The sequence below is a fragment of the Phycisphaerae bacterium genome, from assembly GCA_017999985.1.
GTDB lineage: Bacteria > Planctomycetota > Phycisphaerae > UBA1845 > Fen-1342 > JAGNKU01.
Genome location: JAGNKU010000001.1, coordinates 627,867 through 652,304, shown reverse-complemented (window position 1 = coordinate 652,304; position 24,438 = coordinate 627,867). Strand labels below are relative to the sequence as shown.

General features: G+C 68.3%; 21 protein-coding genes. 1 reads left to right on the top strand and 20 read right to left on the bottom strand.

Features of this window, described 5'->3' with window-relative positions; translation table 11 throughout:
* Positions 1 to 15: 15 nt before the first annotated feature.
* Both KA383_02620 and KA383_02615 read right to left on the bottom strand, forming a co-directional pair.
* Positions 16 to 4,935 carry a VCBS repeat-containing protein gene (locus KA383_02620; protein ID MBP7744997.1) on the bottom strand — a complete coding sequence of 1,640 codons (4,920 nt, stop codon included), beginning with the start codon at positions 4,933 to 4,935 and terminating at the stop codon, positions 16 to 18.
* 277 nt (positions 4,936 to 5,212) lie between these two features.
* A complete protein-coding gene (locus KA383_02615; GenBank protein MBP7744996.1) occupies positions 5,213 to 7,684 on the bottom strand; it encodes a protein kinase in 2,472 nt (823 codons plus the stop codon).
* Between the two features lie 182 nt (positions 7,685 to 7,866).
* Between KA383_02615 and KA383_02610 the strand changes: the two genes are divergently transcribed.
* Positions 7,867 to 8,493, top strand: coding sequence for a sigma-70 family RNA polymerase sigma factor (locus KA383_02610; protein MBP7744995.1), 627 nt, complete (start codon positions 7,867 to 7,869; stop codon positions 8,491 to 8,493).
* 25 nt (positions 8,494 to 8,518) lie between these two features.
* Here KA383_02610 and KA383_02605 read toward each other — a convergent pair whose 3' ends face one another.
* The 18 genes from KA383_02605 to KA383_02520 all read right to left on the bottom strand — a co-directional run bounded on the left by KA383_02605 (position 8,519) and on the right by KA383_02520 (position 24,434).
* The gene (locus KA383_02605; protein MBP7744994.1) at positions 8,519 to 8,821 is read right to left on the bottom strand and encodes a hypothetical protein; all 303 of its coding nucleotides are present in this window, start codon (positions 8,819 to 8,821) and stop codon (positions 8,519 to 8,521) included.
* Positions 8,822 to 8,837: 16 nt separating this feature from the next.
* Complete coding sequence (locus KA383_02600; GenBank protein MBP7744993.1) at positions 8,838 to 9,671, bottom strand: FliA/WhiG family RNA polymerase sigma factor; 834 nt, start codon at positions 9,669 to 9,671, stop codon at positions 8,838 to 8,840.
* 16 nt (positions 9,672 to 9,687) lie between these two features.
* On the bottom strand, positions 9,688 to 9,978 hold the full coding sequence (locus tag KA383_02595; protein MBP7744992.1) for a hypothetical protein: 291 nt from the start codon (positions 9,976 to 9,978) through the stop codon (positions 9,688 to 9,690).
* 119 nt (positions 9,979 to 10,097) lie between these two features.
* Positions 10,098 to 10,934 (bottom strand): P-loop NTPase, encoded by an 837-nt coding sequence (locus KA383_02590; GenBank protein ID MBP7744991.1) that lies wholly within the window; start codon positions 10,932 to 10,934, stop codon positions 10,098 to 10,100.
* 25 nt (positions 10,935 to 10,959) lie between these two features.
* A complete protein-coding gene (locus KA383_02585; GenBank protein ID MBP7744990.1) occupies positions 10,960 to 11,976 on the bottom strand; it encodes a flagellar GTP-binding protein in 1,017 nt (338 codons plus the stop codon).
* Complete coding sequence (flhA, locus tag KA383_02580; GenBank protein MBP7744989.1) at positions 11,969 to 14,062, bottom strand: flagellar biosynthesis protein FlhA; 2,094 nt, start codon at positions 14,060 to 14,062, stop codon at positions 11,969 to 11,971. The genes KA383_02585 and flhA overlap by 8 nt, the downstream gene beginning before the upstream one ends.
* A gap of 78 nt (positions 14,063 to 14,140) precedes the next feature.
* Entirely contained in the window at positions 14,141 to 15,202 is a 1,062-nt protein-coding gene (flhB, locus tag KA383_02575; protein ID MBP7744988.1) for a flagellar biosynthesis protein FlhB, read from the bottom strand.
* Between the two features lie 9 nt (positions 15,203 to 15,211).
* Entirely contained in the window at positions 15,212 to 15,994 is a 783-nt protein-coding gene (locus KA383_02570) for a flagellar biosynthetic protein FliR (protein MBP7744987.1), read from the bottom strand.
* Positions 15,995 to 16,023: 29 nt separating this feature from the next.
* Positions 16,024 to 16,278, bottom strand: a complete 255-nt coding sequence (fliQ, locus tag KA383_02565) for a flagellar biosynthesis protein FliQ (protein ID MBP7744986.1) — start codon at positions 16,276 to 16,278, stop codon at positions 16,024 to 16,026.
* 8 nt (positions 16,279 to 16,286) lie between these two features.
* The gene (gene fliP, locus KA383_02560) at positions 16,287 to 17,189 is read right to left on the bottom strand and encodes a flagellar type III secretion system pore protein FliP (GenBank protein ID MBP7744985.1); all 903 of its coding nucleotides are present in this window, start codon (positions 17,187 to 17,189) and stop codon (positions 16,287 to 16,289) included.
* 45 nt (positions 17,190 to 17,234) lie between these two features.
* The gene (locus KA383_02555; GenBank protein MBP7744984.1) at positions 17,235 to 17,933 is read right to left on the bottom strand and encodes a flagellar biosynthetic protein FliO; all 699 of its coding nucleotides are present in this window, start codon (positions 17,931 to 17,933) and stop codon (positions 17,235 to 17,237) included.
* A gap of 30 nt (positions 17,934 to 17,963) precedes the next feature.
* Entirely contained in the window at positions 17,964 to 18,392 is a 429-nt protein-coding gene (gene fliN / locus KA383_02550) for a flagellar motor switch protein FliN (GenBank protein ID MBP7744983.1), read from the bottom strand.
* A 495-nt stretch (positions 18,393 to 18,887) separates the two neighbouring features.
* The gene (locus tag KA383_02545; GenBank protein MBP7744982.1) at positions 18,888 to 19,412 is read right to left on the bottom strand and encodes a hypothetical protein; all 525 of its coding nucleotides are present in this window, start codon (positions 19,410 to 19,412) and stop codon (positions 18,888 to 18,890) included.
* A gap of 197 nt (positions 19,413 to 19,609) precedes the next feature.
* Positions 19,610 to 21,292: a flagellar hook-basal body complex protein gene (locus KA383_02540; protein ID MBP7744981.1), complete on the bottom strand. Its 1,683-nt coding sequence runs from the start codon at positions 21,290 to 21,292 to the stop codon at positions 19,610 to 19,612.
* A gap of 29 nt (positions 21,293 to 21,321) precedes the next feature.
* Positions 21,322 to 21,891 (bottom strand): hypothetical protein, encoded by a 570-nt coding sequence (locus tag KA383_02535; GenBank protein MBP7744980.1) that lies wholly within the window; start codon positions 21,889 to 21,891, stop codon positions 21,322 to 21,324.
* Between the two features lie 69 nt (positions 21,892 to 21,960).
* Positions 21,961 to 23,253, bottom strand: a complete 1,293-nt coding sequence (locus KA383_02530; GenBank protein ID MBP7744979.1) for a flagellar hook-length control protein FliK — start codon at positions 23,251 to 23,253, stop codon at positions 21,961 to 21,963.
* Positions 23,254 to 23,261: 8 nt separating this feature from the next.
* Positions 23,262 to 23,957, bottom strand: a complete 696-nt coding sequence (locus KA383_02525; GenBank protein ID MBP7744978.1) for a hypothetical protein — start codon at positions 23,955 to 23,957, stop codon at positions 23,262 to 23,264.
* 24 nt (positions 23,958 to 23,981) lie between these two features.
* Positions 23,982 to 24,434 carry a flagellar FliJ family protein gene (locus tag KA383_02520; protein MBP7744977.1) on the bottom strand — a complete coding sequence of 151 codons (453 nt, stop codon included), beginning with the start codon at positions 24,432 to 24,434 and terminating at the stop codon, positions 23,982 to 23,984.
* Positions 24,435 to 24,438: the final 4 nt, after the last annotated feature.

Sequence of the window (24,438 nt, the reverse complement as noted above, 5' to 3'; positions counted from 1 at the left end):
TCCAGGCAGAACCCATCAACTGCAGACGCCGCTCGCGATGAGCGCCACGAACGCGTTGATGTCGCGAAAGCCGACCGCGCCGTCGCAGTTGATGTCGCCGTTGGCCGTCGGGCAAGTCGGGTATTGCGCCTGATAAGCCGTCGGGTTGCTCAGCAGCAGTACAAACGGGTTGATGTCGCGGAAGTTGACGACGCCGTCGCAGTTGACGTCGCCCAGGCACCAGGCCACCTGCTCGGGCGTCCACGGCGAAGCCGCCAACCCGGAATCGACCGCACGAACGCTCCAGAAATACTGGTGCGCCGGCAGATCGAGCCAATACGCGGCCCCCTGGCCGGCATTGCCCATCAACGGCGTGCTGTACGTGCCCGACATGACGTCATTCCCGCCACTGGTGGTGCCGACCCGGACGCAGTAGTACAACCCCGGGCCGGGCGTCTCGGTGTCGGTGGCACCGTCCCAAGCGAGCGACAGGCCCCCACACTGTTGGGCAAGCATGGTGCTCGCCGGCCTCGGATACGTGTTGAGCAGGCCGCCGGTGTTCCAGTAGAGTCGGGCGAATTTCTGGCCCCAGTCGGCGCCCGTCATGAACAGGTCGAGATTGCCGTCCGCGTCGACATCGACCCAGTTCAGCGAACCTTCCCGCACGCTTTGCAGGTAGTAGTCCTGTGACAACTCGGTCCCTGTGTTCGTGCCGACGACGGTATACAGGCCGCCACCATCGTAGCCGCAGAACGCGACATCCAAATCACCATCGTTGTCGTAATCGCCCAGCGCACACGAGCTGCGGTAGATCGCGCGCACGTTTGGCCCGTACATGGTGAAGCCGCCGGCCCCATCGTTCGTGTAAACGCATGCGTAACGCTGGGCCGCGCTGGTCTCGCCGGTGAAGGCCAGGTCCAGGTCGCCATCGCCCTCGAGGTCGCCCCAGGCGGTATCCGAAAGGCTCACACCTGGCAGGGCATGGTTGCCGTCGTTAACCAGCGTGCCGGTCGGATTGTTCTTGTAGAGGATGGTCTGGCGACCGGTGCCATCGACGCCGGTGACGATGAGGTCCAGGTCGCCGTCGCCGTCCCAATCGCCCCAGTCCGCCGAGCCGGCGTAGAGGCCGACCAGAGTCTGTCCGGTGTCCGCGGTGAGTGTGCCGAGCGGGCCGTTCCGGTAGAGGATGGCCCGCGCGGCGGTGCCGTCGTGCCCCTGGACGTACAGGTCGAGATCGCCGTCGAGGTCGTAGTCGCCCCACGCGAGCGAGGCGTAGTTCAGGCCGACCAGCGTCTGCGTCTGGTCCCAGGTGAGAACGCCGGCACCGTCGTTCCGGTAGAGGCGATTGCTGGCACCGGCGTTCGAGTTGCCGGCGACGACGAGGTCTAGGTCGCCGTCACCATCGCAGTCACCCAGCGCCAGGTTGCCGCTGCTCTCGTTCTGGACGCCGAAGCGGTCGTAGGCGTACGTGAGCGTGCCGCCTTGGTTGGTGTACACTTTCGTAACCAGTCCGTCATTGCTCTCACCCGAGTAGACGAGGTCGAGGTCTCCGTCGCCGTCGAGGTCGCCCCAGGCGGAATCCGCTTTCCAGACGCCCACTAGGTCCTGCGTATAGTTGAAGGCGTGGATGTTCGCCAGCGGGACGTGTACGCGGTACCCATCGCCGTCGGACTGCATGAAGTGCGCGCCGCTGAAATCGCTGACCCAGACATGCGGGTTGACGCTCGCGCCGATGGTGACGCGCCAGTCGCCCCACGTCGGCGGGTTGCTGTTCTCAAACGTAAAGCGGGTGGTACCGGTCGTGATGGGGTAGACGCAGTTCGGATCCCGCCACGTCGCCCACCACTCGGAGCCCACCTGCTGGACGAAGAACTCCCAGGTGGGTTCGTTCCCTGCCGGCCAGGGCTCCGGCGTGATCGACCAGGCCAGGTAATTCTCGGGGTTGGGGTCGAAGACCTGCACGTGAAAGTCGCACCGGCCATACGCATCGCCTGGCGTGACGTCATACCAGTAGGTGCTCGGATGGCTGGGGTTGTCACCGCCCTGCGGCTCGCAGACCACCGTGTCAATGCCGGGGGGCTCGCTGGGGGCCAGCGCGTGCAGTGCACTGGGGCAAGACTCTCCGTTCCAACAGATGTGGGTGTCGCCGCCCCAACCGGTGTAGATGATCTTGAGCACCAGGGATTCCTGGTTGAGTACCAGGTCAGAAATCGTGCCGAGGTCAAAGATGTGCGGCCAGCCTGGGAAAACCTCGTTCATCTGCTCGGTCACGTACACCGTCGTGGACGCGATGAGCGGGCCCTCGCCCTCACCCCAGCCGCGGTGCAGCTCAACCGTGACTGGCTCGAATGACTCGGGATAGTTGTTCGCCAGCCAGATCTTGGCGTAGAAGTGGTAACCGGAATAATCGTACGTGATCGCTGGGGTCACGGCATAGTAGGGATTCTCCGGGTCCAGGTCCTGCATCGTGCATTCCGGCAGCGGACCTGCGTCCATCCACTCCCACAGGGGCGCCTCGTAGGTTTGGCCCCAGCCACTCACGCCCGCGTCATCGAAGTACCAGACGGAGGCCACCGGGCACTCAAAGAGAACGCAGTCCTCCCCCTCGTGCCATTCGCCGGCGAGGGCCACGCACGCGGCTTGCGTCGTGGTCGCGACGCACGCGCCGCCGACACAACAGGCACCCGCGATGAGCGGGCACGTGACGGTTTCGCAGCTCGTGCCAACGCCCTGCCAGGTGCCGCCGGCGCCGCCGCACTCCAACTCCGTAACATACTGACACGAGCTGTCGTCAAAGCAGCAGGCCGCGAGCACGATCCCCTGACCGGTCACCATCACGTTGTCGACCTGCCAGTACTCGTTCGAACTGGCGATCGGATTGTAGTAGCGGAAACGCACGCGGACGGTCGCACCAGTGTATGCCCCAAGTTCGATCTGAACGTGCTCCCCGGGGAGGTTCTTGAACATGCCGTGGTCGTCGTCCCATCGCGACAGGTTGGACCAGACGCTGCCGCCGTCGAAACTGATGTCGACGTCCGCCAGGTCGTAGCCGGGCTGGAAGTCCTGGTAATTCGTGTCGTACTCGAGCACGGCCCCGGGCGGGACCATGAACTCAGGGCTGATGAGCGCGGTGTCGTACCGCTTGTTACCGGCCTTGTTTGCATTCACTTCCGCGCACGTGCCGTCGCCGCCGGTCCAGTTGTCGTCAACCCAAGTGGTGTTCAACTGCCACAATACGTTTGTGCCGGCATAGTCCATGATGGTCCAATCGCCCGGGATGCCGGTATTGAAATCCACCTCCCACAGCGCGCTGGCGCCACACGTGATGCTCAAGCGGCCCGGACCGGTCTCCGTGCCGTTGCCGCCGATCTCGATCTGGTACAGATTGCCTTGAGTAACCGAGAGCGTGCACTGCGCCGCGGGGCCGCCGGCGCAGCCCAGCTGCGTGCCGGAGCCGCACGCGCAGCCGTCGTACACCGCGAGCTTCGCGTCATAGGCGGCATCCAGGGTGATCGTGGCAGTGCCCGTGAAGGACGGCGTATAGCAGTACCAGACGTTCGGTCCCGACATGCACGTGCCCATCCCGTCAAACGTCGCCGCATTCGTCGCGAACGGCAGGTCGAGCACCTCGCCGATGGGCAGGGAGGCCTTGCCGCCGCAATCGTCGTTGGAGGGCGTCAGATCGCTGATGTCGTATACGTAGGCCATGCCGGCTTCCGTGCCGTTGGCGCCGTTTTCCGGTGCCCCGGCGAGCACCAGGTCGTCCACCACGGCAACCGAGTAGCCGAAGTAGTCGTGATAGGCGCCGTTGCTGGGTACCAGTTGGGCCACCTGGTCCCAGCCGGACATGTCAAACTCGATGACGTAGGCCGCGCCGCAGGAGATCAGGTCGTACTTCGCACCGACCACGATCCGCGTGCCCTGGATGGCGACCGAAGTGCCGAAATTGGCGTTGTTGGACGGGAACAGAGAGTAGATCTTGTGCAATTGCCCCCACTGGTCCGTGCCACCCTGGTTGCGGTAGAACACGTACACGGCGCCGGTGCCGGTGTCAAAGTCGCTCTTGATGGGCGCGCCCACGACCGCGTAATCGCCGTCGATGGCGACGGAGTAGCCGAAATAGTCGCTCGTGGGATCCGCGGCGATGAGCTTCTTGCGTTCGCCCCAGTTGTCGATCCCGCCGTAGTGGCGCTCGAAGATGTAAGCCGAACCCGCGTCAGAGTGCCCGCTGTGATCGTCTTTGGGCGCGCCGACGATAATGTATTCGTTGTTGGCAGTCGGGTAGACCGGGCTGATCGCGACGGCCGTGCCGAACTCGTCCCACTTGGCCCGATCGCTGGCCACGAGCTCCTTCTTGAATCCCCAATCGTTCGGGTCGTTCGGGTCTTTGTAGAAGACATAGGCGGCGCCGCAGTCGATCAGGCCTCCGTGGTGGTGCAGCGGAGCGCCCACGACGACCGTGTTCTCGAGGTCAATCGACACCGACTTGCCGAAGCGATCGCCGTTCGACAGCTCCCCCATCGCGGGAGCGAGCGCGCCGATCTGGGTCCAACTGCTCCCGCCCGAGTAGCGGTAGAGGTAGGCGGCGCCGGTCCCGGAGTCGCTGCCCGGTGCGCCCGCCACGATGAAGAGGCCGTTGCCCCGGTCGATGCAGACGGACGAGCCGAAATAGCTCGTATTCGGGCCCCCGAAGTTGAGCTCCGCCTGCTGCGGCCACGTGCTCCCGCTGCGCTGGAAAACGTAGACCGAGCCAGGCTTGCTGGCCCACTCCGGAGCACCCACGACGGCTCTCCTGGTGGTCGCCAAGGAGCCTGAAACCGAAACGGACCAGCCAAAACGATCGTATGCCGACGGCAAGTTGGGCGATACCTGGCACTCCACGGCGTCCGCTTGCAGGGGGCTGGCGCTACACAGCATCGCAACCAGCACGCCCAGCGCTCTCGTGCACGCTTTCATGATCTCGTCTCCTTCTGTGAGCAGGGCCCCTTCCCGGCCCGCGTGTTCCTTTATGGCGGGCGGCCACGAGCCCAGCCTGCGGGCAAGCGTCAGGCCGCCGGCCTAATAAGGAAACGTCGCCGGAACTCACAGACGACGCGCCAATAGCAAGAACGGCGGTCAAGACCGTCCTCCTCCCAGGATGGGAGTGTTACGCCTGGCGCTTCGACCCTCCCCCCGGCCCCCTCCCTGAGAAGGAGGGGGGCTCTGTTTGGCGCTCCAAGGACTCTGAGGGTGCTTACGGGCCGCCCGGCTGGGAGTCAGTGGCGGGCAGGTTTGCCAGCCGCCATTCGGCGAGCTCGTACTCATTCATGGGCGTCGGGCGGAAGACGCCGGGGTCAAACTCGACGCCCGTCTGCAGGCAGCGCTGAAACCAGGCGCGGGCTGCGCTGTGTTCGCCTCTCCAAAGGCAGGTCTCACCCGCATAGTAGAAAGCTTCGCAGGTCCGAGCGCGCACGCCAGGAGCCGTCGGTGCCATCCCCTCCGCAGCCTGGACCAGTTCCGCGGGCGCTGTCCGGCCCGCCAGGCAGGCGAGAATCTGCGCGAGCCAAGGCTCATCGGTCTGACGTATAGCTTCATCGAGCACAAGCAGCGCCTCTGTGTCGCGGTCCAGCTCGTGCAAGATCACAGCGCGCCGCGCGTCCGCATAGTGCGGGCGTCCAACCACCGCGTGCACCTGCTCGTAATCAGCCAAGGCGTCTGTGGCGCGGCCCATCATCCATAGGACGGCAGCCCGCTGGTAGCAGTACCAAATGGGCACCGTGCCCGGTCGGGCCGTTCCCGGAGCCATCAGCGCATCGTAATCAGCCAGCGCTAAGTCAAAGCGCTTCAGCCGCCGGTACGCATGTGCCCGGTACACACGCGCGATCTGAAAATCGGGGTGAGCCTGCAGAACCTCCGTGCAGATGTCCACGACCAGCTTGAAGGCGTGTCGGCGAAGCAGAACCTCGGCTTCAAGCAGGCGTGCGTCGAGATCAGCGGGTTGGACCTGCACAAGCCGGCGCGCCGTCGCCAAGGCCTCATCCAACTGGTCCAACTGGGTCTGCAGGCGTGCCAGCCGCGACAAGGCCAGGGCGTGCCCTGAATCGCGTTCGACCGCGCGCTGCGCGCACCGGGCGGCCTCCGCAAAGCTGAGCGTGGCGAGCGAGCGCAGATACCAGGCGTCCGCCGTGTCCGGAATGAGTGGGGCGACCTCGGCGACCAACTGGTCGGCCCGCACGGAATTGCCCAGCGTGCGATAGATTTCGGCCAGCAATACCCGCGTGGCCCAGTAGTCCGGCAGATCGCGTGGCTGCCGCTCAAGCTCTGTGATCGCGGAATCCGTGGCGCGCCCATAGAAGCGCGTTTTCGCCAGCACCAGCAGGGCGTCTGGTACCACCGTGGCGTAGCGCGCGTAGATGCCTGCGGCGAGCGTGGCCGCGCTGTTGATGTCGCCGACGTCCAGGTTCTGTTGGGCGCGGAGGGCCTCGCGCCGTGCATCGGCTATCTCGCGGGCCGCACGCTGTGCTTCTTGCCGCTGGAACCACGCGCCGCCACCCCAGAGCACGAGCGCGGCGACCACCAGTGCGGCCCCCGCGACGACAATCTGCAGCCGGTGTTTGCGCAGCTTCTTCCGCACCAAGTACAGACTGCTGGGCCGCCGGGCGAGGATGGGCTCGTTGGCCAGGTAGCGGCGCAGGTCCTCCGCCAGCTCGCGCGCGCTGGCGTAACGATGCTCCTTCTGTTTCGCCAGCGCTTTCAACACGATCGTTTCGAGGTCCGCATCCACCTGGGGCGCCAGGTGCGAAGGCAGGCGGGGCGGACATTCGAGGATGCGCTGCAGGACGTCCGACGGGCGGCCGTTGGGGTCGATCGGCAGCTGGCCCGTGAGCGCTTCGAAGAGCATCACGCCCAGGGCATATACATCCGTGCGGGCGTCGACTTCAGTCGGAATGCCCGCGGCCTGCTCAGGCGAGAGGTAGGCCAGGGTGCCCATGACCTGCCCCGGACTCGACAGCGTCGTAAAGAACGAGGCGGCATCAGACCCGCTCAGATCGACCGCCTTGGCCAGGCCGAAGTCGAGGATCCGCGGGCGCCCCTCCTGATCGACGAGCACGTTGGCGGGTTTCAAATCACGGTGCACGACGCCACATTGATGCGCCTCTTCGACCGTCGCGGCGATTAGTGCGAAGAGCGCGACGATCTGGCGGACATCGGGCGCCGTGTCTTTCAGATGGCGCGCCAGCCCGACGCCGGCGACGTAATCCATCGCATAGTATGGCTGCCCGGCCACGGTGCCGCTTTCGAGCACGCGTACAATGCCCGGCCGGTCGAGTCGGGCCGCCAATTCGACCTCGCGCGCGAACCGGCGACGCGCGGTGTCGGAGGCAAATGGTCCGGCCAGCATCACCTTGATCGCGACGATGCGCTTCGTGGCGATCTGCAAGGCGCGGTAGACGACCCCCATGCCGCCCCGACCGATCTCTTCCAGCAGTTGATAGCCGGCGATCGGCGGCAGCCCAGCCGTGGCCGCGGGCGGCGGGGCAAACGAATCCGCACTGACGGCCGAGCGCGCACGATCGATCAGGCTGAGACCATCAAGATACGGACGCAATTCGGCCGATACCTCGGGATGCTCGGCCGCGAAGCGCTCCGGGCTGAGATCCTCTCCAGACTGGCGACGATCGAAGTACTCGTTGATCAGCGCCGCGATCAACGGGCTGGCGGGCATGTCATCCTGGGGTGGACCGACACTCATAAGCCTCTGGCCCCGGTGACATGGGCATCGTAATTCGCCGCCAGTCTGCCGGCAATCCTGTGCGGGCACGCGGGCACGCCTGGCCACTGCGCGTCCGGCTCGCGCGGTACAATAGCGACGCCTCTCTGGCGGCCAGCAGGCCCCGAGGTCAGCGGATGAGTGCCAGCGGCCAGACTGAACTGTGGATCACGGCGGCGGCCGCGGGGGACCAATTGGCCCTGGCCAAGCTGCTGGCGACGTATCATCCGATCCTGGTTGCACGGGTGAACACGCGACTCGATCCGAGCATCCGCGCTCGCCTGAGCCCAGAGGACGTGCTGCAGGAGTTCTACCTGCAGCTTTTCCAGCGGGTGGCCCGCTTCGAGCAGCGTGGACCCGCATCCTTCCTGAACTGGGTCCTGACGATTCTCGACCACAAGTTGGTCGATCTGTATCGCAGTGCGCATCGCGCGCAGCGGGACGTCGCCCGTGAGGCAGCGCCGGGGATTGGCGATCAAAGCGGTTCGTACGGGACACTGCTCGACCAGATCTATCGTGATTCGACTACTCCCAGTCGCATCGTCCGCCACGACGAGGCCGTCGCGGCGTTGATGACGTGCGTGTCTCAATTGCCCGAGGCCTATCGCCGCGTCATCGAGCTGCGTTTTCTGGACGGCCGGCCGCTCACGGAAGTAGCCGAGCGGCTGGGGAAGTCCGAGGACGCGGTGGTCGCCCTTACACAGCGCGCCCTCAAGGCGCTGCGGGATGCGCTGGACGCGCGCGGCGAGCACACGGCCGTCTGAATGGGTTTCCCCCCCCCGGCGGCGGTCAGGCCTGCAAATCCAACCCGCCACCGCCGGTGTCCGGCGGGCTGGTGTCCTCCGCCGCAAGCTCCTCTTCGGGCGGGGGGGTGTCGCTGGGGCGGCCTTGGCTGCCGCTGCCTTCGGCGTCGGAGTAGACCTGGCTGTCGCGGTCGGTCTCCTCGATCACGTCCTGGAGCTTCTCGGCGAAGCCGTCGCCGGTGCGTTCCGCCTGGGCGGCGCTGGCGCTCTGCTTGTCACCGACCGCCCGCGTCTGCGCACCCTGGGTCTGGATGATGGAGCCGAGCCAGTTGGGAGGGATGGTGGACACGGGTCGTCCTCGCCGGTCACTGCAGGTCGGGCACCAGCTCCTTTCGCCGGGCCTGCAACTGGGCCCGCAGACGATCCAGGATGGCGGAGTGCATCTGGCTGACGCGGGACTCGGAGAGGTCCAGCGTCTGCCCGATCTGCTTCATGGTCATCTGCTCGTAGTAGTACAGCACGACGATCAGCCGCTCGGCCCGGCTCAGGCCGCGCGTGATCAGGTCCTTGAGATCCTGCTTCTGCGCCTCGACCACCGGGTCGCTGCCGCGGTCGTCGGGCAGCACGTCGATCTCAAACACGTCGCGCTGCGAGTCCGGGTCGGTGTACTTGCGCGACAGCGAGATCAGTGAGACGGCGTTCGCGTCCTGCAGCAGCTTGTGGAACTGCGGCCGGGTCATGTTCAGCCGGCGGGCCACCTCTTCATCGTTCGGTACGCGGCCGAGCTCGGCCTCCAGCGCCCGCGTGGCGTCGGCCAGCTTGTGGGCCCGATGGCGAACCAGCCGCGGCACCCAGTCCATGTTGCGCAGCTCGTCCAGAATCGCCCCGCGAATGCGCGGCGCGCAGTATGTCTCGAACTTCACGCCGCGCTCGACATCGAACGCGTCCAGCGCGTCGACCAGCCCGAAGATGCCGGCGCTCATCAGGTCATCGACATCGACCTCGTCCGGCAGTTTCGCGCCGATCCGCTCGGCGTTGTAGCGCACCAGGTACAGGTAGTGCTCGATCAGGCGGTTGCGGATGTGATCGTCGCCGCTCGCCCGAAACTCGCGCCACGCGGTGGCCAGGCTCTCGGCATCGGGGAACGACTGCGCGTGGTGGTCGCGACTGACCCGGCGAAGCCGCCCGTTGGAACGCATGCCTCGATTCATCATCCTAACTCACTTCGGCCGGCTCAGCCGTCGCCTCACGCACGTCGGCTGGTGGAGTCAGCGCCCGCATGGCCTCCAGGTGCTCCCGATCGATGTGCAGCTTGCGTCTCTGCAGGTGGTCGCGCAGGACAAGCTTGGCCGCCCAGCCCGCGAGCTGGCCAATCACGACCCCGCCCAGCAGTGCCAGCAGCGCGCGCATAAGAATGACCGTCGCCGGGTTCCCCGCGTACAGACCCGCCACGACCGCGACGGCAAATGCGAGCAGACCGATTTGTGCACCGGTGTGTCGGATCATATCGGCTTCCGAGATTCCTATCGGTCTGGTACGGCGCGGCCTTGTATCCGGAGACCCGAAGCGCCCGACGAACCCCCGCATTTCCGTCCCCGGGCAGGGAAAACCCTCAGAGGATCAGGCTAAAGAAACAGGCTGGCAACGTGCGCCCACACGCCGCTGCGCCGCCGCCCCCCCGGCACCGCGGGGCCGAGCCGGTCGCAAAGCGCGTCAATGTGCACACTTGCGGGACAGCGCGGAAACCGCACGAGCAGCGGCCGGCGCTGCCGGACGGCGGCGGGGACGTGAGCATCGAACGGCACGTAACCGAGCAGTTCCAGCGTGAGTCCGAGAAAGCGTTGCGCCACGCTCGCCAGACGCCCGGCGGTCTGCGCCGCATCCGACCGGGAGCGCGCCATGTTCACGACGACCCCGGAGCGGCCCAGGCAACCGCAGGCGGTAAGCGCCTTCACCGCGGCGTACGTGCCGGCGAGGGCCGCGGGTTCCGGCGCGGTGAGCCAGATGCGCAGATCGCTGGCCCGCGCGAGTGCCACGGTCACGCGGTTCAGGCAGCTGCCGCAATCCACGAGCAGTACGTCGTAACGGCGGCGCAGGCGCGTGAGCGTCGTGGAGTTCTCGATGCCGGCCGCGTCGCGGTCCGCGGCCCGCCCGAGTTCGACCGGCGCAGACCCGAGGGCCAGTAGTTCGGCGGGCGCGCGCGGCCGCCGGCTGCCGTGCGGCCGCAGCGCGCGGGCCGTGGTGCACAGGGAGCTTCCGAGTAGGAGTCGGGCCGCGGGTGGGCTGGCGTGTGCATCGAGCAGCAGCGTGCGGCAGCCGCGGCGCGCGAGCGCGAGGCCGAGATTCAGCGCGACGTTGGTCTGGCCGATGCCGCCCTTGCCGCTGAGGAGCGTGACAACACAACCCCCGGCCGGCTTCCCTTCCGCCACCCGTCCCAGATGCACGCCGTGGACGTGGTCCATTATCGGACGACCGCGCCCCGCCGCCTTACGCGTTGGGCGCTAACAGTAATTCCGCCACGCGTGTGCTGCAAGCCTCTTCGATGTCATTGGGCACATTTTGCCCGGTGGTGAGGTACGACACGCCCAGGTTCAGACGCTGCACGACGTTCAGGACGACGCCGAAGCCGACGGCGTCGTCCAGGCGCGTGAGCACGGCGCGGGCCACGCCCAGCGGCGCGAAGCTCTGCGCGACGCGCACCTGGACCTCGGGTGCGAGCGACGCAGGCACGACGAGGTGCGTCTCATCGGGACGCGCCGCGCGGAGCAGTGTGGCAAGGCGGGCGAAGCGGCCCTGCTCGCGCAGCCCGACGCCGGGCGTGTCGATCAGCAGCACGTCCACGTCGGCAAGCGCCTGGCGGCACTGCTTGACCTCGGCAATCGTCTGCGCGGTGTGCAGGGGGACGTCGATGACCTCGGCGTAGCGGCGCAGCTGCTCGTGCGCCGCCAGCCGATGCGTATCCAGCGAGAGCAGCGCGACCCGGCGCCGCTGGCGCAGCTTGAAGTGCGCGGCCAGCTTCGCCAGCGTGGTCGTCTTGCCGCTGCCCGACGGGCCGACCAGCGCGACGCGCCGCGGCGTGCCCGCGGAGAGGTCGATGCCGCCAGCCTGGGGCAGCAGTTGCGCGATGTAATCGCGCAGGGCGGCGCGCAGCACGGTAGGCTCGGTGTGGGGGCCATCGGTGACGCGCGTGGCCGCCTGCCGGACGAGGCGCGCGGCAAGTTCCGCGGCCACTTCATTCTGGACCAACTGAACGTAGTACGGGTACAGGTGCTGGGGCAGCGCCGGTGTTTCCGCCTGGGCGGCGGGTGCGGCGGCGGACGCGGTTTCCGCGCGCCGCCGGCGGACGCGCGGGGCCGGCGTGGCCAGGCCCGGCGGGGCCGCGGTGATCTCGACGCGCTGCCGCCCGGCCAGTCCGCCCAGGCCGGGCGCCGGCAGGCTGCGCGTCCCGAGGATGACGGCGTCGGGCCCCAGCGCGCTTTTGACGCGCTCCAGCGCTTCACGCATGGACGGGGCTTGGAACGTTCGCACGCTGGAATTCAAGGCTGACTACTCCGTGAGCCTGGACATCGATGCCGCGCACGATCTCGTTGAGCGCGAGCACGGGCGTCTGCGGCAGCACGGGCTCGATGACCCGGCGGGTCCACAGGCGCACCTGGGGAGAACACAACACGGCGACCGGCGCGGCGCCGGCATTGGCGGCGGCGGCTTCCACCTGGCGTTTGCATTTCACGGCCAGCTCGGCCTGGCGGTCGGGCGGCAGCGCGAGCGACGAGCCGCTCTCGAGCCGCTGGATGTTGCCCTGGATGTAATCCTCCGTCGCGGGATCGAGCGTCACGACGTGGATGACGCCGGCGGGATCCTTGTACTGGGCGCAGATCGTGCGGGCCAAGCCGTTGCGGGCGTACTCCGTCAGGATTTCGAGGTCCTTGGTCTTCGGCGCCCAGTCGCCGAGGATTTCGAGGATAGTCTCCAGGTCGCGGACGGGCACGCGCTCGTGCAGCAGGCCCTGCAGCACCTTCTGCACCTGCCCGGTCTTCAGCAGGTTGGGCACGACCTCGTCGACGAGGCCGGCGTTGCGCTGCTTGAGATGGTCCAGCAGGGCCTGGGTGTCCGCGCGCGTCAGCAGGTCGGCGGCGTGCCGCTTGATGATCTCGGTGAGGTGCGTCGCGAGCACGCCGGACGGCTCGACGATCGTGTAGTTCGCCCGCTCGGCGTGGTCGCGCTGGGCGGGTTCGATCCACCAGGCGCGCAGGCCGAAGGCCGGCTCGCGTACCTCGATGCCATTCAGGTGCTGGCTGGCCAGGCCGGAGTCGATGGCCAGCAACTGGTCGGGGTAAAGCTCGTCGCGCGCGATCTCCTGCCCGCGGAGCAGAACGCGATACTGGTGCGGCTTGAGTTCGGCGTGGTCGCGGATGCGCACCGGCGGCACGACCAGGCCCAGGTCGAGGGCGATCTGCTTGCGGATGCCCGCGATGCGGTCGAGCATGTCGCCGCCGCGGGCGCGGTCGATCAGCCGGACCAGCCCGAAACCCACCTGCAGTTCGAGCGGGTCGACGCTGAGGTGGCTCTCGATCTTCTCAGGCTTGGCCCGCTCCCGGGTGCGCTGCTCGGTGACCTGCCGCACGGCAGCCCGCGTCTGCGTGCGCTTCAGGAAATAGGCGAGCAGGCCGCACCCGCTGGCCATGGTCAGCAGGGGGACCTTCGGCAGCGGCGTCAACGTCATGACGAAGAGGAAGCCCGCGGCGACGAGCAGGGCCGTCGGCTTGGCGAGCAACTGGCCGAGCACTTCCTCGCCCATGTTGGTCTGGCCCGTGCTGCGGGTAACGAGCATGCCCGCGCCGACTGAGATGATGAACGCGGGGATCTGACTGGCGAGGCCGTCGCCGATGGTCAGCTTGGTGTAGATTTCGAGCGACTGCATCAGCGAGAGGTTGTGCTCGACCATGCCGACGTAGAGGCCGCCGAGGATGTTGACGAACGTGATGATGATGCCGGCGATGGCGTCGCCGCGGACGAACTTGCTGGCACCGTCCATGGCCCCGTAGAAGTCCGATTCGCGGGCGATCTCGGTGCGGCGGCGACGGGCCTCGGCCTCGTCGATGCTGCCGGCGTTCAGGTCGGCGTCGATGGCCATCTGCTTGCCGGGCATGCCGTCCAGCGTGAAGCGGGCCGCGACTTCGGCGATGCGCGTGGCGCCCTTGGTGATGACGACGAACTGGATCACGGTGATGATCAGGAAGATGATCACGCCGACGGCGAGCGAGTTGGCCGACACGAACAGGCCGAAGGCCTCGACGACGTGGCCGGCGGCGGTGGTGCCCTGGGCGCCGTTGGCGAGAATGAGCCGGGTAGTAGCGGTGTTCAGGACGAGGCGGAAGAGCGTGAGGGCCAGCAGCAGCGAGGGGAAGCTGGAAAACTCGAGCGGGCTGCGGATGTACATGACGGTCATGAGCACGACCGTCGTCAGCAGCATGTTGGTGAGCAGGAGAAAATCCAGCGCCATGGTCGGCAGCGGGATGAGGATGACGAAGATCAGCGCCGCCGCCGCGATGGGGAACAGCAGTCCGCGGTTGCGGGCCATGAACTGCAGGGCCGGGATTTCTTCGAGCGTACGCGGCATCGCAGTTCGTCGTGGGCTAGAAATCCTGAATCACGGTTGCGGCTCCGGCTACCCGGCCACGCGGCCGGAAAGCTGATAGACATACGCCAACACTTCCGCGACGGCCCGGTAGAAAGCCGGCGGCACTTCCTGTCCGACCTCGACGCCGGTGTACAGCGCGCGGGCCAGCGGCGGGCGCTGCACGATCGGGACGCCATGCTGCTGGGCGAGCTGGCGGATCCGTTCGGCCAGCAGATCGCGCCCCTTCGCGGTGACGCGCGGCGCGCTCATGGTGGCCTCGTCGTAGCGCAGGGCGACGGCGAAGTGCGTCGGGTTGGTGACAACCACGTCGGCCCGCGGCACCTCCGCGCGGATGCGCTGCAGCGCCAGGCGCGCCTGGATCTGGCGACGCCGCTGCTTGACCAGCGGGTCGCCCTCCATCTTCTTCAGCTCGTCGCGCACTTCCTGCTTCGTCATCCGCAGGCGGCGCTCCAGCTTCCAGCGCTGAATGAGGTAATCCAGGATGCCCAGCACGAGCAGCGCAATCGCCAGCCGCACGGCCAGGTCAAAGAGCACTTCCGCGCCCAGGCCAAGCACACCGGCGGTATGCAGCTTGCCCGCGGTCAGCACCGCACCCATGCGGCCGGCGATCGTCAGGTAGGCGATCCAGGTCACCGCGGCCATCTTGAGCAGCCCCACGCCCAGGCGCGTGAGCGCCTCCGACGAGAACAGCCGCTTCGCGCCGGCGACGGGATCGATGCGGTCCGGCTTCAACGCGAGCCGTTTCCAGGTCAGGAGCAGTCCGGACTGGGCCGCGGTGCCGGCGATGATGATCACCACCAGCAGCCCCAGGAACGGCAGGAGCATTTCGCCGGCCGCGCCGCCGACCTGCCGCATCCAAGGCCAGAGTCCATCGGCGGTGATCGATGGCGCTTCGCCGAGCGCGCGGGTCATGGCGAGCATGGTCGCGAGCATGCCCGGCCCGAAGGCCTTGAGCAGCAGCAGCCCGCCCAGCAGCGCGACCGCCGCCGTCAGGTCCGCGCTGCGGGCGATCTGTCCCTCCTCGCGCGCCTCCTCGCGGCGGCGTGGAGTCGGTTGTTCGGTCTTGTCGCCAGCGTCGTCGTGCGCCATGGGCCGGGCCTAGCCTGGAACTCCGATCAATTCGTTGAACCACCGGTAGCCGCGTTCGAAGACACTCACGAACGCGTCCGTCGCGGTGGGCAGGGCGATCGCCATCACCACAAAGGCAATCAAGGCCTTCAGGGAGAATCCGACTGCCAGGATGTTCAGTTGCGGCATCGTGCGCGAGATGAACCCCAGCGCCAGGTTCACGAGAAACAGCGCCAGCAGCGCCGGGCCCGCCACCCGGAAAGCCACTTCGCCGCTGAGCGTCAGCGCCTGGCAGAGCAGCTCCGTGCCGAAGACGGCATACGGCCGGTCCGCCAGCAACGGGATGGTCTCGAAAGTGTCCAGGCAGGTGCACAAGAGCGCGCGATGTCCGCCGATGATCAGGTACACGACCGCGCCGAGCTGCAGGTAGAACACGCCGGGGACCGTCTCTTCGTCCTCGGAAGTCGGGTCGGCGATTTGCCCGAACGCGAGGCCGGATTCCTGCGCCACCAGCAGGCCGCCATACTGCAGCCCGAGGAAGCAGCCGACCGTCACCAGCCCGATCAGCGCGCCCAGCAGCACCTCGGACCCCAGCGCGAGCGCGACGGTGAGCGGCGTGTCCGGCGCGTCGCCCGGCAGATGGACGAGCGGCGTCATCAACGCGGCCAGGCCCAGCACGAACATGAGCCGCAGCCGCACCGGCACGGACAGCGTCCCCAGCAGCGGCTGAAACATGATCAGCCCGCCGAGACGCGCCGCCACCAGCCCGAAGACCGGCAGCTTCAAATACTGGGCCAACAGCTCGAACGGCATTCCGGCTCCGCCAGGGTACGCGCCGCGCCTCAGTGCCCGGCGAACAACTGCTGCGAGTACTCCACGACGCGCTGCGCCAGCCACGGCACGAAGAACAGCGTGGCGGCCACCATCGCGACGATCTTCGGCACGATGCTGAGGGTCTGGTCCTGGATTTGCGTCACGGTCTGCACCAGGCTGATGACCAGGCCCACGATCAGTCCGGTGCCCAGCACCGGGCCGGAGATGACCAGCGCCGTGATCAGCGCCTCGCGTCCAAGATCAAGTGCCCAGGCCGTATCCATGCGCGCCCTCAGCTCACACTGGCCATCAACGAACCGACCACCAGGTGCCAGCCATCCGCCAGCACGAACAGCAGCAGCTTGAACGGCAGCGAGATCAGCACCGGCGGCAGCATCATCATGCCCATCGACACCAGGATGGTGGCGATCACCATGTCAATCACCAGGAACGGCAGGTAAATGCGGAAACCGAGGATGAACGCGACCTTCAACTCACTCAGGATGAACGCCGGCACCAGCGCCGTCATCGGCACCGCGGCCTCGTCAAGCACCTCGTCCGCCGCCACGGTGCGCTTGGCGGCGTATTCGTACATCAGGTACACGTCCTGCGCGTTGCCGGCGTTCTTGATCTGGTTGAACATGAAGCCGCGCAGCTCGCCGCCGGCGATGGCGACCGCGTCGAGCTGGTCCAGTTGTTCGTTCAGGTACGGCTGCACCGCGTGCTGATTGATGCGGTCCCAGGTCGGGGCCATGACCAGGATGGTCAGGAAGAGTGCCAGGCCGACCATGACCTGCGAGGGCGGCAGTTGCTGCGTGCCGAGCGCCTGCCGCAGCAGCGCCAACACGACCAGCATGCGCATGAAGCAGGTCATCATGAGCAGCAGGCTGGGCGCCACGGTGAGCAGCGTCAGCAGCACGAGGATCTGCAGCGAGTTGCTGAGGGCCTCGCGATTGGTGGCCTTCGGCAGCCAGCGATCCAGGTCCGGCACGAACAGCGGATCGCGGGCGTGGGCGGTCTCCGTAGCCGTGGCGGGCGGCCCCACGAGCTCCGCCTCGCTCGCGCCGCGCCCCCGCGGCGCATCCTGCCCGGTTGCCGGCATGGCACCGCGCGCGAGCACCAGCAGCAGGGCCAGCAGCGCGACGCCGCGATCTGGGCGGACGGCATATTTCGGATGACCCGCCCTGCGGACCATCGACCACTCCTTGGTCACGAAGACGGCTCCGCCGCCGCCCACGGCCTATGCCCCGCGGGCGCTGACCCGCAGGCGTTCGACGGCGCCCGCCAGGCGCTGCCGCAGGCTGACGATGCGCTCCGCCTCGGGCGTCAACGTCTCGTCGGCGCCGTGCTCCTCGGTCTCATAGCTGTCGGCCTCGCGCTCCAGGCAGCGCGCAAACTCTGCCGTGCTGCTGTCCGGGCGTTGTTGCGTCGCCTGGCCCAGCAGGCGGGCCGTCAGGTCGGCATCTTGAATCACATCCAGGGACCGCACCGCGTCCGGCGTCACGCCCAGCAACACGAGGCGCGGTCCGACGCGCACCAGGCACAACGACTGCCGCGGCGAAAGCGCCGTGCGGCCGACGACTTCCATCAGGCCGGCGTGCCGCCCGCCGCGTGCTAGACGCCACGCGCCCGCTTGGCCGGTCGCGGCCCGGTAGCCCCACGCGAGGATCACGATGAGGGCCACCACGCCGCCCAGCGCGGCGGTCGTCCGCAGCCAGGACTTGGGGCGGTCGGTCGCGACAACCGTGCCGGCGGGAGTTCCCGGCGTCGCGGTCGCACGGGGCAGCGGGCGGGAGTCCATGCGCGGGGCGACGATGTCCGGCGAAGACCAGGGATCGTCGGTGACGACTGGCGTGGCCGGCGGCGTGGCCGACGTGACGGGCGGCTCCGCCGCGGCTGCGCCGCAGCCCAGGGCAACGAGCACCACCAATGCAGCCATCCTTGGCACCGTGCGCTCCCTCATCCGTGTTCAGGCGCGTTCGAGTTCTCCGACCGAGCTGTGGATCGCGTTGATGCGGACACAGAAGTTGTCGTTCAGGACCAGCACCTCGCCCCGCGCGATCAACAGGTCGTTGACGTAGATGTCCACCGGGTCGCCCGCGAGCTTGTCGAGTTCCACCACGGAGCCCGCGCCCAGCTTGAGCACGTCTTCGATGTACATGTTCGTCCGGCCGAGCTCAATCTTCACGTCGAGCTGCACGTCATCGAGCATGTCGATCGTCGTGGCGCTCTCGGCTTCCGCGGTCGGCAGTTCCGGGGGGGTGAATCCCTGCGCCTGGTCCGCCGACACGCGGACCGTCGTGGCTCCTACCACGGCCGGTTCTGCAGCGCCCGGCGCCGCGTCGGCGGGCGCCGCGCTGCCGGCCGCCGCCGACTCGGCGGCAATGGCCTCGGCCATCGCACGGGCAATCGCGTCGTCCATTACCGGCGGGTCGGCATCGGTCGCGGCTGGCAGGGGCCCGGGGGAGTCATCCTTGAGCCCGGACAACTGCCCGGCCAGCGCGTCCAACTCGGCCTGGTCAATCATGTTGCTGGCCAGTCCACCGTCCGCCTCGGGGACGCTTTCCGCGGCGGGCGCTGCGCTGAGCGCAGTCGCGTCGCCCGCCAGTGGCGTGGGGGTCGCGTCGGCCGGCGCTGCGCTCACGACGTCGCCGGGGTCGGCCGTCGGCTCGTCCGGCGTGACCTCAGCGGGCACGTCGGCCGGGACGACGTCGCTGACCGGTTCGGTGGGCAGCGCGTCCCCAGCGTCCGCCGGGGCCGCGTTCTGCGGCTCCGCGGGCAGCGTGGCGGCGCCGTCCTCGCCGGCGAGGTTGGGATCGGGATTGGTCGTGTCGTCTGGCATGTGGGCCGCACATCCTTGTGGCGTCTGGCGCGTCTGCGACGCGTGGGCCGATCAGTCCGAGCGCATGGGGACGAAGCGTGGAATCAGGACACGCTGGATGACCTGGTCGTCCTCGACGACCTCCTGGAGCCCTTCGAGCATTTGCTGGCGCAGCGCGCGCAGATCGTCCTCCTTCAGCATGCGATCGGTAGCGCCGCGCAGAATACGGGCGATCCGGTCGCCGATCTCGCTGCCGCGCGACTTCACGAGTTCCTCCATCCACTCCTTCTTGTCCGCCGGCACGACGACCGCGACATCGAAGTCGTAGAGGTAGAGCCGGCCGGTCTTGTCGTTGGGCACCCGGCAGCGGTTGAGCACCGCCACCTCCGCGGTGGCCGTCGGCTGTGTCTCCGCCACCGGTTCGATCACGGGGGCATTCTCCCCGTGCGCCGGTTCTGGACCGCTGCCGGCGAACTTGAAGATCGCGATGAAGGCGATGGCCTCGACGACGGCGACGCCCAGCACCAGACCGAGCGTCAGGGGGAGGCGGCTCTTGGACTTGGGGGCGGCTTCGGTAGCCTCGGGTTTGTCTGCCATCGGTCGTCCTGCTCTCGAACCAGATCGAGTCCGTCAACTCACCCCATCTATCGACGGCGGCGGGTCGGCGGCACACCGCGCGTCGGGGGCGGCGCCCGACTGCACGTCTTATCAGACTTCAGCCCGGTCCCTGGGCACATTGTGCGCAGCCGCGCAAAGTTCTTTGCGCGACGGCCGGTCCTCCGCCGGCACTGGCCTTAACGCAGCGTCATGAGCAGTTGATCCAGCATCTCGTTGGACACGCTGATAACGCGGCTGGCGGCCTGGTAGCCCGTGCTGGACGTGATCAGGCCGATGAACTCGCTGGAGAGGTCCACGTTCGACAGTTCCAGGGTCCCGCCCTGGATCAGGCCGGCCCCGAGCGAGCCGGCCGTGGTCACCGCCGGGGGCCCGGAGTTGGCCCCGGCCGAGTACAGGTTGTTCGCCTCGGCCACCAGGCCTCCGTCGTTGGCGAACGTCGCCAGCGCCACCTGCCCGAGCGTGCGTGCCAGCCCGTTGCTGAAGAGGCCGGTGATGGTTCCATCGGTCCCCACGCCGTAGCCGCTCAGCGTCCCGGGCGGGTAACCGTCCTGGTCGGCCATCAGCACGTTCGACACGGCGGTGGATTGCCCGTTCAGGGCGGAGAAGTCGATCGTCACGCTCAGCGGGGCCGCGGCGCCGGTGCCGGTGCGGTCGATCAGGATCTGGTTGCCGGTGGCGCTGACGAAGTTGCCAGCCGTGTCGAAGGACAGTGTCCCGGTCGCGTAGCTGTGGGGGGTCAGGTCGTTGGCGGCGGATTCCAGGTAGTAGCGCCAGACCGGCCCGGTGTCGGGCGTGTCCTCCAGCGTGAAGGTCGCGTTCACCGGGACCGCGTTGCCCAGCGAATCGTAGACTGTGAAGGACGTGAAGACCCCGGTCCCGGCCGCCTCGTTGATCTGTGTGAACTGCAGCGGCAGCGGCACGGCCACGTTGTTGCTGGTGAGGTCGTTCCCGGTGATCGCGATGGCGTTGGGCTCGCCGGTGTTGCTGCGGATCACCAGCGCACCGCCTGCGATGGACACGCCGGGACTGCCCGCCAGGGCCGGATCCGTCTGGATCCCGAGCGCGTTCTGCAGCCAGGCGGCGAAGTCCCCCAGCGTGCTGCCGGTGACGCCGACCGTGAACTCCTCCGGCTGCAGCGCGCGGCCGCCGCGGGCAGCGCCGGAGACGGTGATGACATCGCCGTCGGCGAACAGTACGGAGCCGGGCTGGGCCGCGGCCCGCACGTCGGTCAGCAGCGTGTTCGCAGTGACCGCCGCCCCGCCCCCGTTCACGAGCGGCTGCGAGTTGTGCTCGCTGCCGCGCGTGGCGATCGTCTCGGCGGCGCTGAGATCGCCGTCGATGGACACGTTCTCGGTGGCGCGGGCGATGCTCATGCGCCCGAGCGGAATCTCGAGGTTCTGGAGCTGGCCCGGGATCACCTGGTAGTTCTCGTCCACGCCGTAGCCGCGCAGGTAGTAGCCGTCCTGCGTAACGAGCTGGTTCGCGGAGTTGAGCGAGAAAGAGCCGTCGCGCGTGTAGTACGTATGCCCGGCCGGCGTCTGCACGACGAAATAGCCGGCGCCGTCGACGGCCATGTCGCTGGCGATGCCGGTGGTTTCGAGCGACCCGGAGTTCGTGTTGCGCTGCGTCGTGCCGATCATGGCCCCGAGTCCGACCTGCATCGGGTTGGTGCCGCCGCTGGTCTCACTGGGCGGCGTGCCCAGCGACAGCGTGCGGGCGAACTGCGTCTGGAAGAGCGTCCGCGAGCCCTTGTAGGCGGTCGTGTTGACGTTGGCGATATTGTGGCCGATGGTCTCGATCCGCGTCTGGTTGACCTGCAAACCGCTCAGCGCCGTGTACATGGCCGTAGTCAGACCCATGAGAAAACCCTCGCTTGGGCGCCTGCGCGCTAGAGATTGAGGCTGCCGCTGAGCGACAACCACGGCAGCGGGCCTGCGTCCTCGCTCGCGCCGGCCTTGTCCTTCTTGGTGGACGCCGTCGTGCCGGTCTTGTCGGTGGCGTCGGTCGTGGCCGTGGTCTGCGTCGCGGCGTTCTGGGCCGCAGTGATGCGCGTCACATTCGCCGCGGGGATGTACTGGCCGGTGTCGAGCTCGAGCACCGCGGTGCCGTCGGCGTCGAAGCGCACGCCGGTGACGATGCCGGAGATCTCTTGCACCGTGCCGCTGGAATCCACGAGCATCGCGGTGACGTACTTGCCGAGCAGCTCGGCGGTGCCGCTGGTGTGCTGCTGCTGGCTCAATTGCGTGAGGGCATCGGTCAGGTTCTTGGACAGCTCGATGCTGCGAATCTGCGAGACCTGGCTGATCATGTCCGCCGTCTTGGTGGGTTCGAGCGGATCCTGCTGGCGCAGCTCGGTGACCAGGAGATTGAAGAAATCCGCGCTGGTCAGCTCATTCATGCTGCCAGCCCGGGTCGCCGTTGCTGTGCCGGTCACTGCTCCGAGAGCATTCGTCTGCATGGCCAACGCCTTGGACTCGGCTCCGGCCTGCGGCCGGGGCCCTTCACGCGCGCCGCGCTCCGCGCCGCGCTACGCCAACACGTTCACCAGCGACTCCGCCGCCGGTTCCGCTTCCGCGTCACCGCCGGGCAGGTCCGGCGATTCCGCGCGGGGGGCTTCCGGTTCCCAGGACAGCCCGCCTCCGGCGGACCCGGCATCCTCACGGGCAGCTTGCTGCTGGGCGCCCGTCCAGCCCTCGGCCTGCGGCTGGGTCTGCGGCTCCGACGCCGGCGGGGCCGGCGCCGCGGACCGCACCTCGACGCGCTCCAGGTGGATGCCGGCCGCCTCGAGACTGCGTCGCAGCGTGTCCAGTTCCCCGGACAGCAAACGCTGTGCCTCCGGGGTTTGCGTCTCGACCCGCAACAGCAACTGCTCCTGGCGCAAGTCCATGTGCAGCCGGATCGTACCGAGTTCCGGCGGGTCGAGGCGCAGCGTCGTCACCGCGCGGTCCTTGCCGATGCGGGCCTGGATGATGCGCACAATCCGCTCAACGTTCGCGTCAGATTTGCCCTCCGCAAGGCCTTCGCCCCGCGCGACCGGCCGGAGCGTGTGCTTGCCGGCCGTCACACCGCCGCGACCGTCCGCGATCGCGCTGACCACCGGCGGTGACGAACGCGGTACGCTGTTGGTCACGGCCGCCGGCGACGAGAGCGCGGTCACGCGTCCGGCCGCGGCGCGCGCCGCGGGCGCAGTTGCCACGACCGTAGCGGAAGCCCCGGTGTTCGGCGCGGGCGCCGCGGGCGCAGGCGCCGCCGGCACGAGTGCTGCGCGCGAAGCGCCGGCGGGAACCGGCCCGGGCGTCACGCTCGTCGCGACGCGCGCGACCGGCGCACGGGCGGGCGTCAGGGACTGGGCAGAGCCGTCGGTGGGCGCTGGCGACGTGGGCGCAGGGATGGGAGCATTCTTCGATGACCGCGCGGCATTGCGCGCGGCGTGCGGCGCGCTCGTGGGACGCTCGCCGCGCCCGCGCTCGCTGGCATCGGCCAAGGCGCGTCGGAATTCACGCCGGCCGGCCTCGGACTGCTGCGCCGCCTGGCGCCACTGCGCGCGGTGCGCGGCGTGGCTGCCCGGAGCCATGTCGCGCTCGGCCTGCTGCATGCGCTCCGACGGCCGCAACTCGGTGGCGGTCTGTGCCGTCGCGGCGTCCTGGCGTTCATCCTTGCGGCGCAGCTTTTCGGCGTGGCGCTCGACGTGCTGCGCGTGGCGCGCCTGGGCCGTTTCATCGGGTTGGAGAGCTTGCAGCAATTGCGACAGCAGCGCCTCGCGGCCACTGCTGCCGGGTGACCGGGCGGGGCCGGTCGGCGGGACCAGGTTGACCTGCATCGTCGCACCTAACGTGCCGCGGCGCCGCGGGTCATCCTTGACTGCTCAGCGTTGCCTTCCATTCCCTGTAAGCGGATCTGCTCCAGCAGATCGGTCTGGATACTCAACTCGGCGGGCGTCTTGAACTGCTCGAGGATGCGCCGGGCGCGCCCCTCGTCCATGGCGTTCATCAGCCGCACGGCGTCCGCGGGCTGCCGCTCCCACAGGCGCAGCACGTGTTCCTTGGCCTGCCGCGGCGCGAGTCCCGAGACCAGCTCGAGCTCTTTCTGGAAGCCCTCGTCATGGGCGGCAACCTTGATCTGCTCGCGCTGCCTGGCGAACTCGGACTTTTCCAACGCCAGCTTCTCCTGCTCCTGCAACACGTGCTGCAGGGCCTGGTCCAGCAGGCGCTGCTGGGCTTCGAGGTCGCGGACGGCCCGCTCGGCCGCCAGGCGCTCGAGGTGCTCACGCTTGCGCAGCTCGCGCACCTCGTCCTCGGTTGGGGCACGCGGCACTTCGCGCGCCACCTGCGTCGTCGGCTGGCTAGCCACCACGGCATTCGGATCGGGGAGCTGGTCGAGCTTGCCGCGCAGCACGTCGGCAACCAGCTCCACGCGGGTTGCGTTCAGCTTCCCGGTGCCGACCAGGTAGCCGACGAAGCCACCGGCGGCCAGGACGGACGCGAGCGCGATCGTCGCCACGGTGTTGAAGAACTTTGCGAACACGTTTTCACCCGGCGCACCGCGCCGCTACCGCAGGTCGTAGCCGTGCAACTGCTGTGCCAACTCGTCCGCCGCCGCCTGCTCCTGACGGTCCCGCGTTCGGCGGTATTCCGTCCAGCGGCGCTCGCGGAGCTTCTCGATGATGCGCGCCTGCGTGCGCGCCGCCTGCCACAGGGCCTGTAATTCCCGCAGACGGGACACCATTTCGGCCCGCTGCACGTGCCGCTGGGCGATCGTGCGCCGCAGGTGCCCGATCCAGGCCCGCCCGCGCTGCAGCGTCAGCGGGTCGAGCACGCCCCGCTGCTGGCCCTGCAGCAGGATTTCCTGCTGCCGCGCGATTTCCTCCGCGGTCTGCTCGTTCAGCCGGTCGAGCCGCGCAATTTCCGCGCGCTGAGCGGCGACATTGCGCTTCGCCTCGCGCTCGCGCAGTTGCCGCACCCGCAGCAGCGTCTCCAGCCGAAACTGAAACCGTCGCGCCATGTCG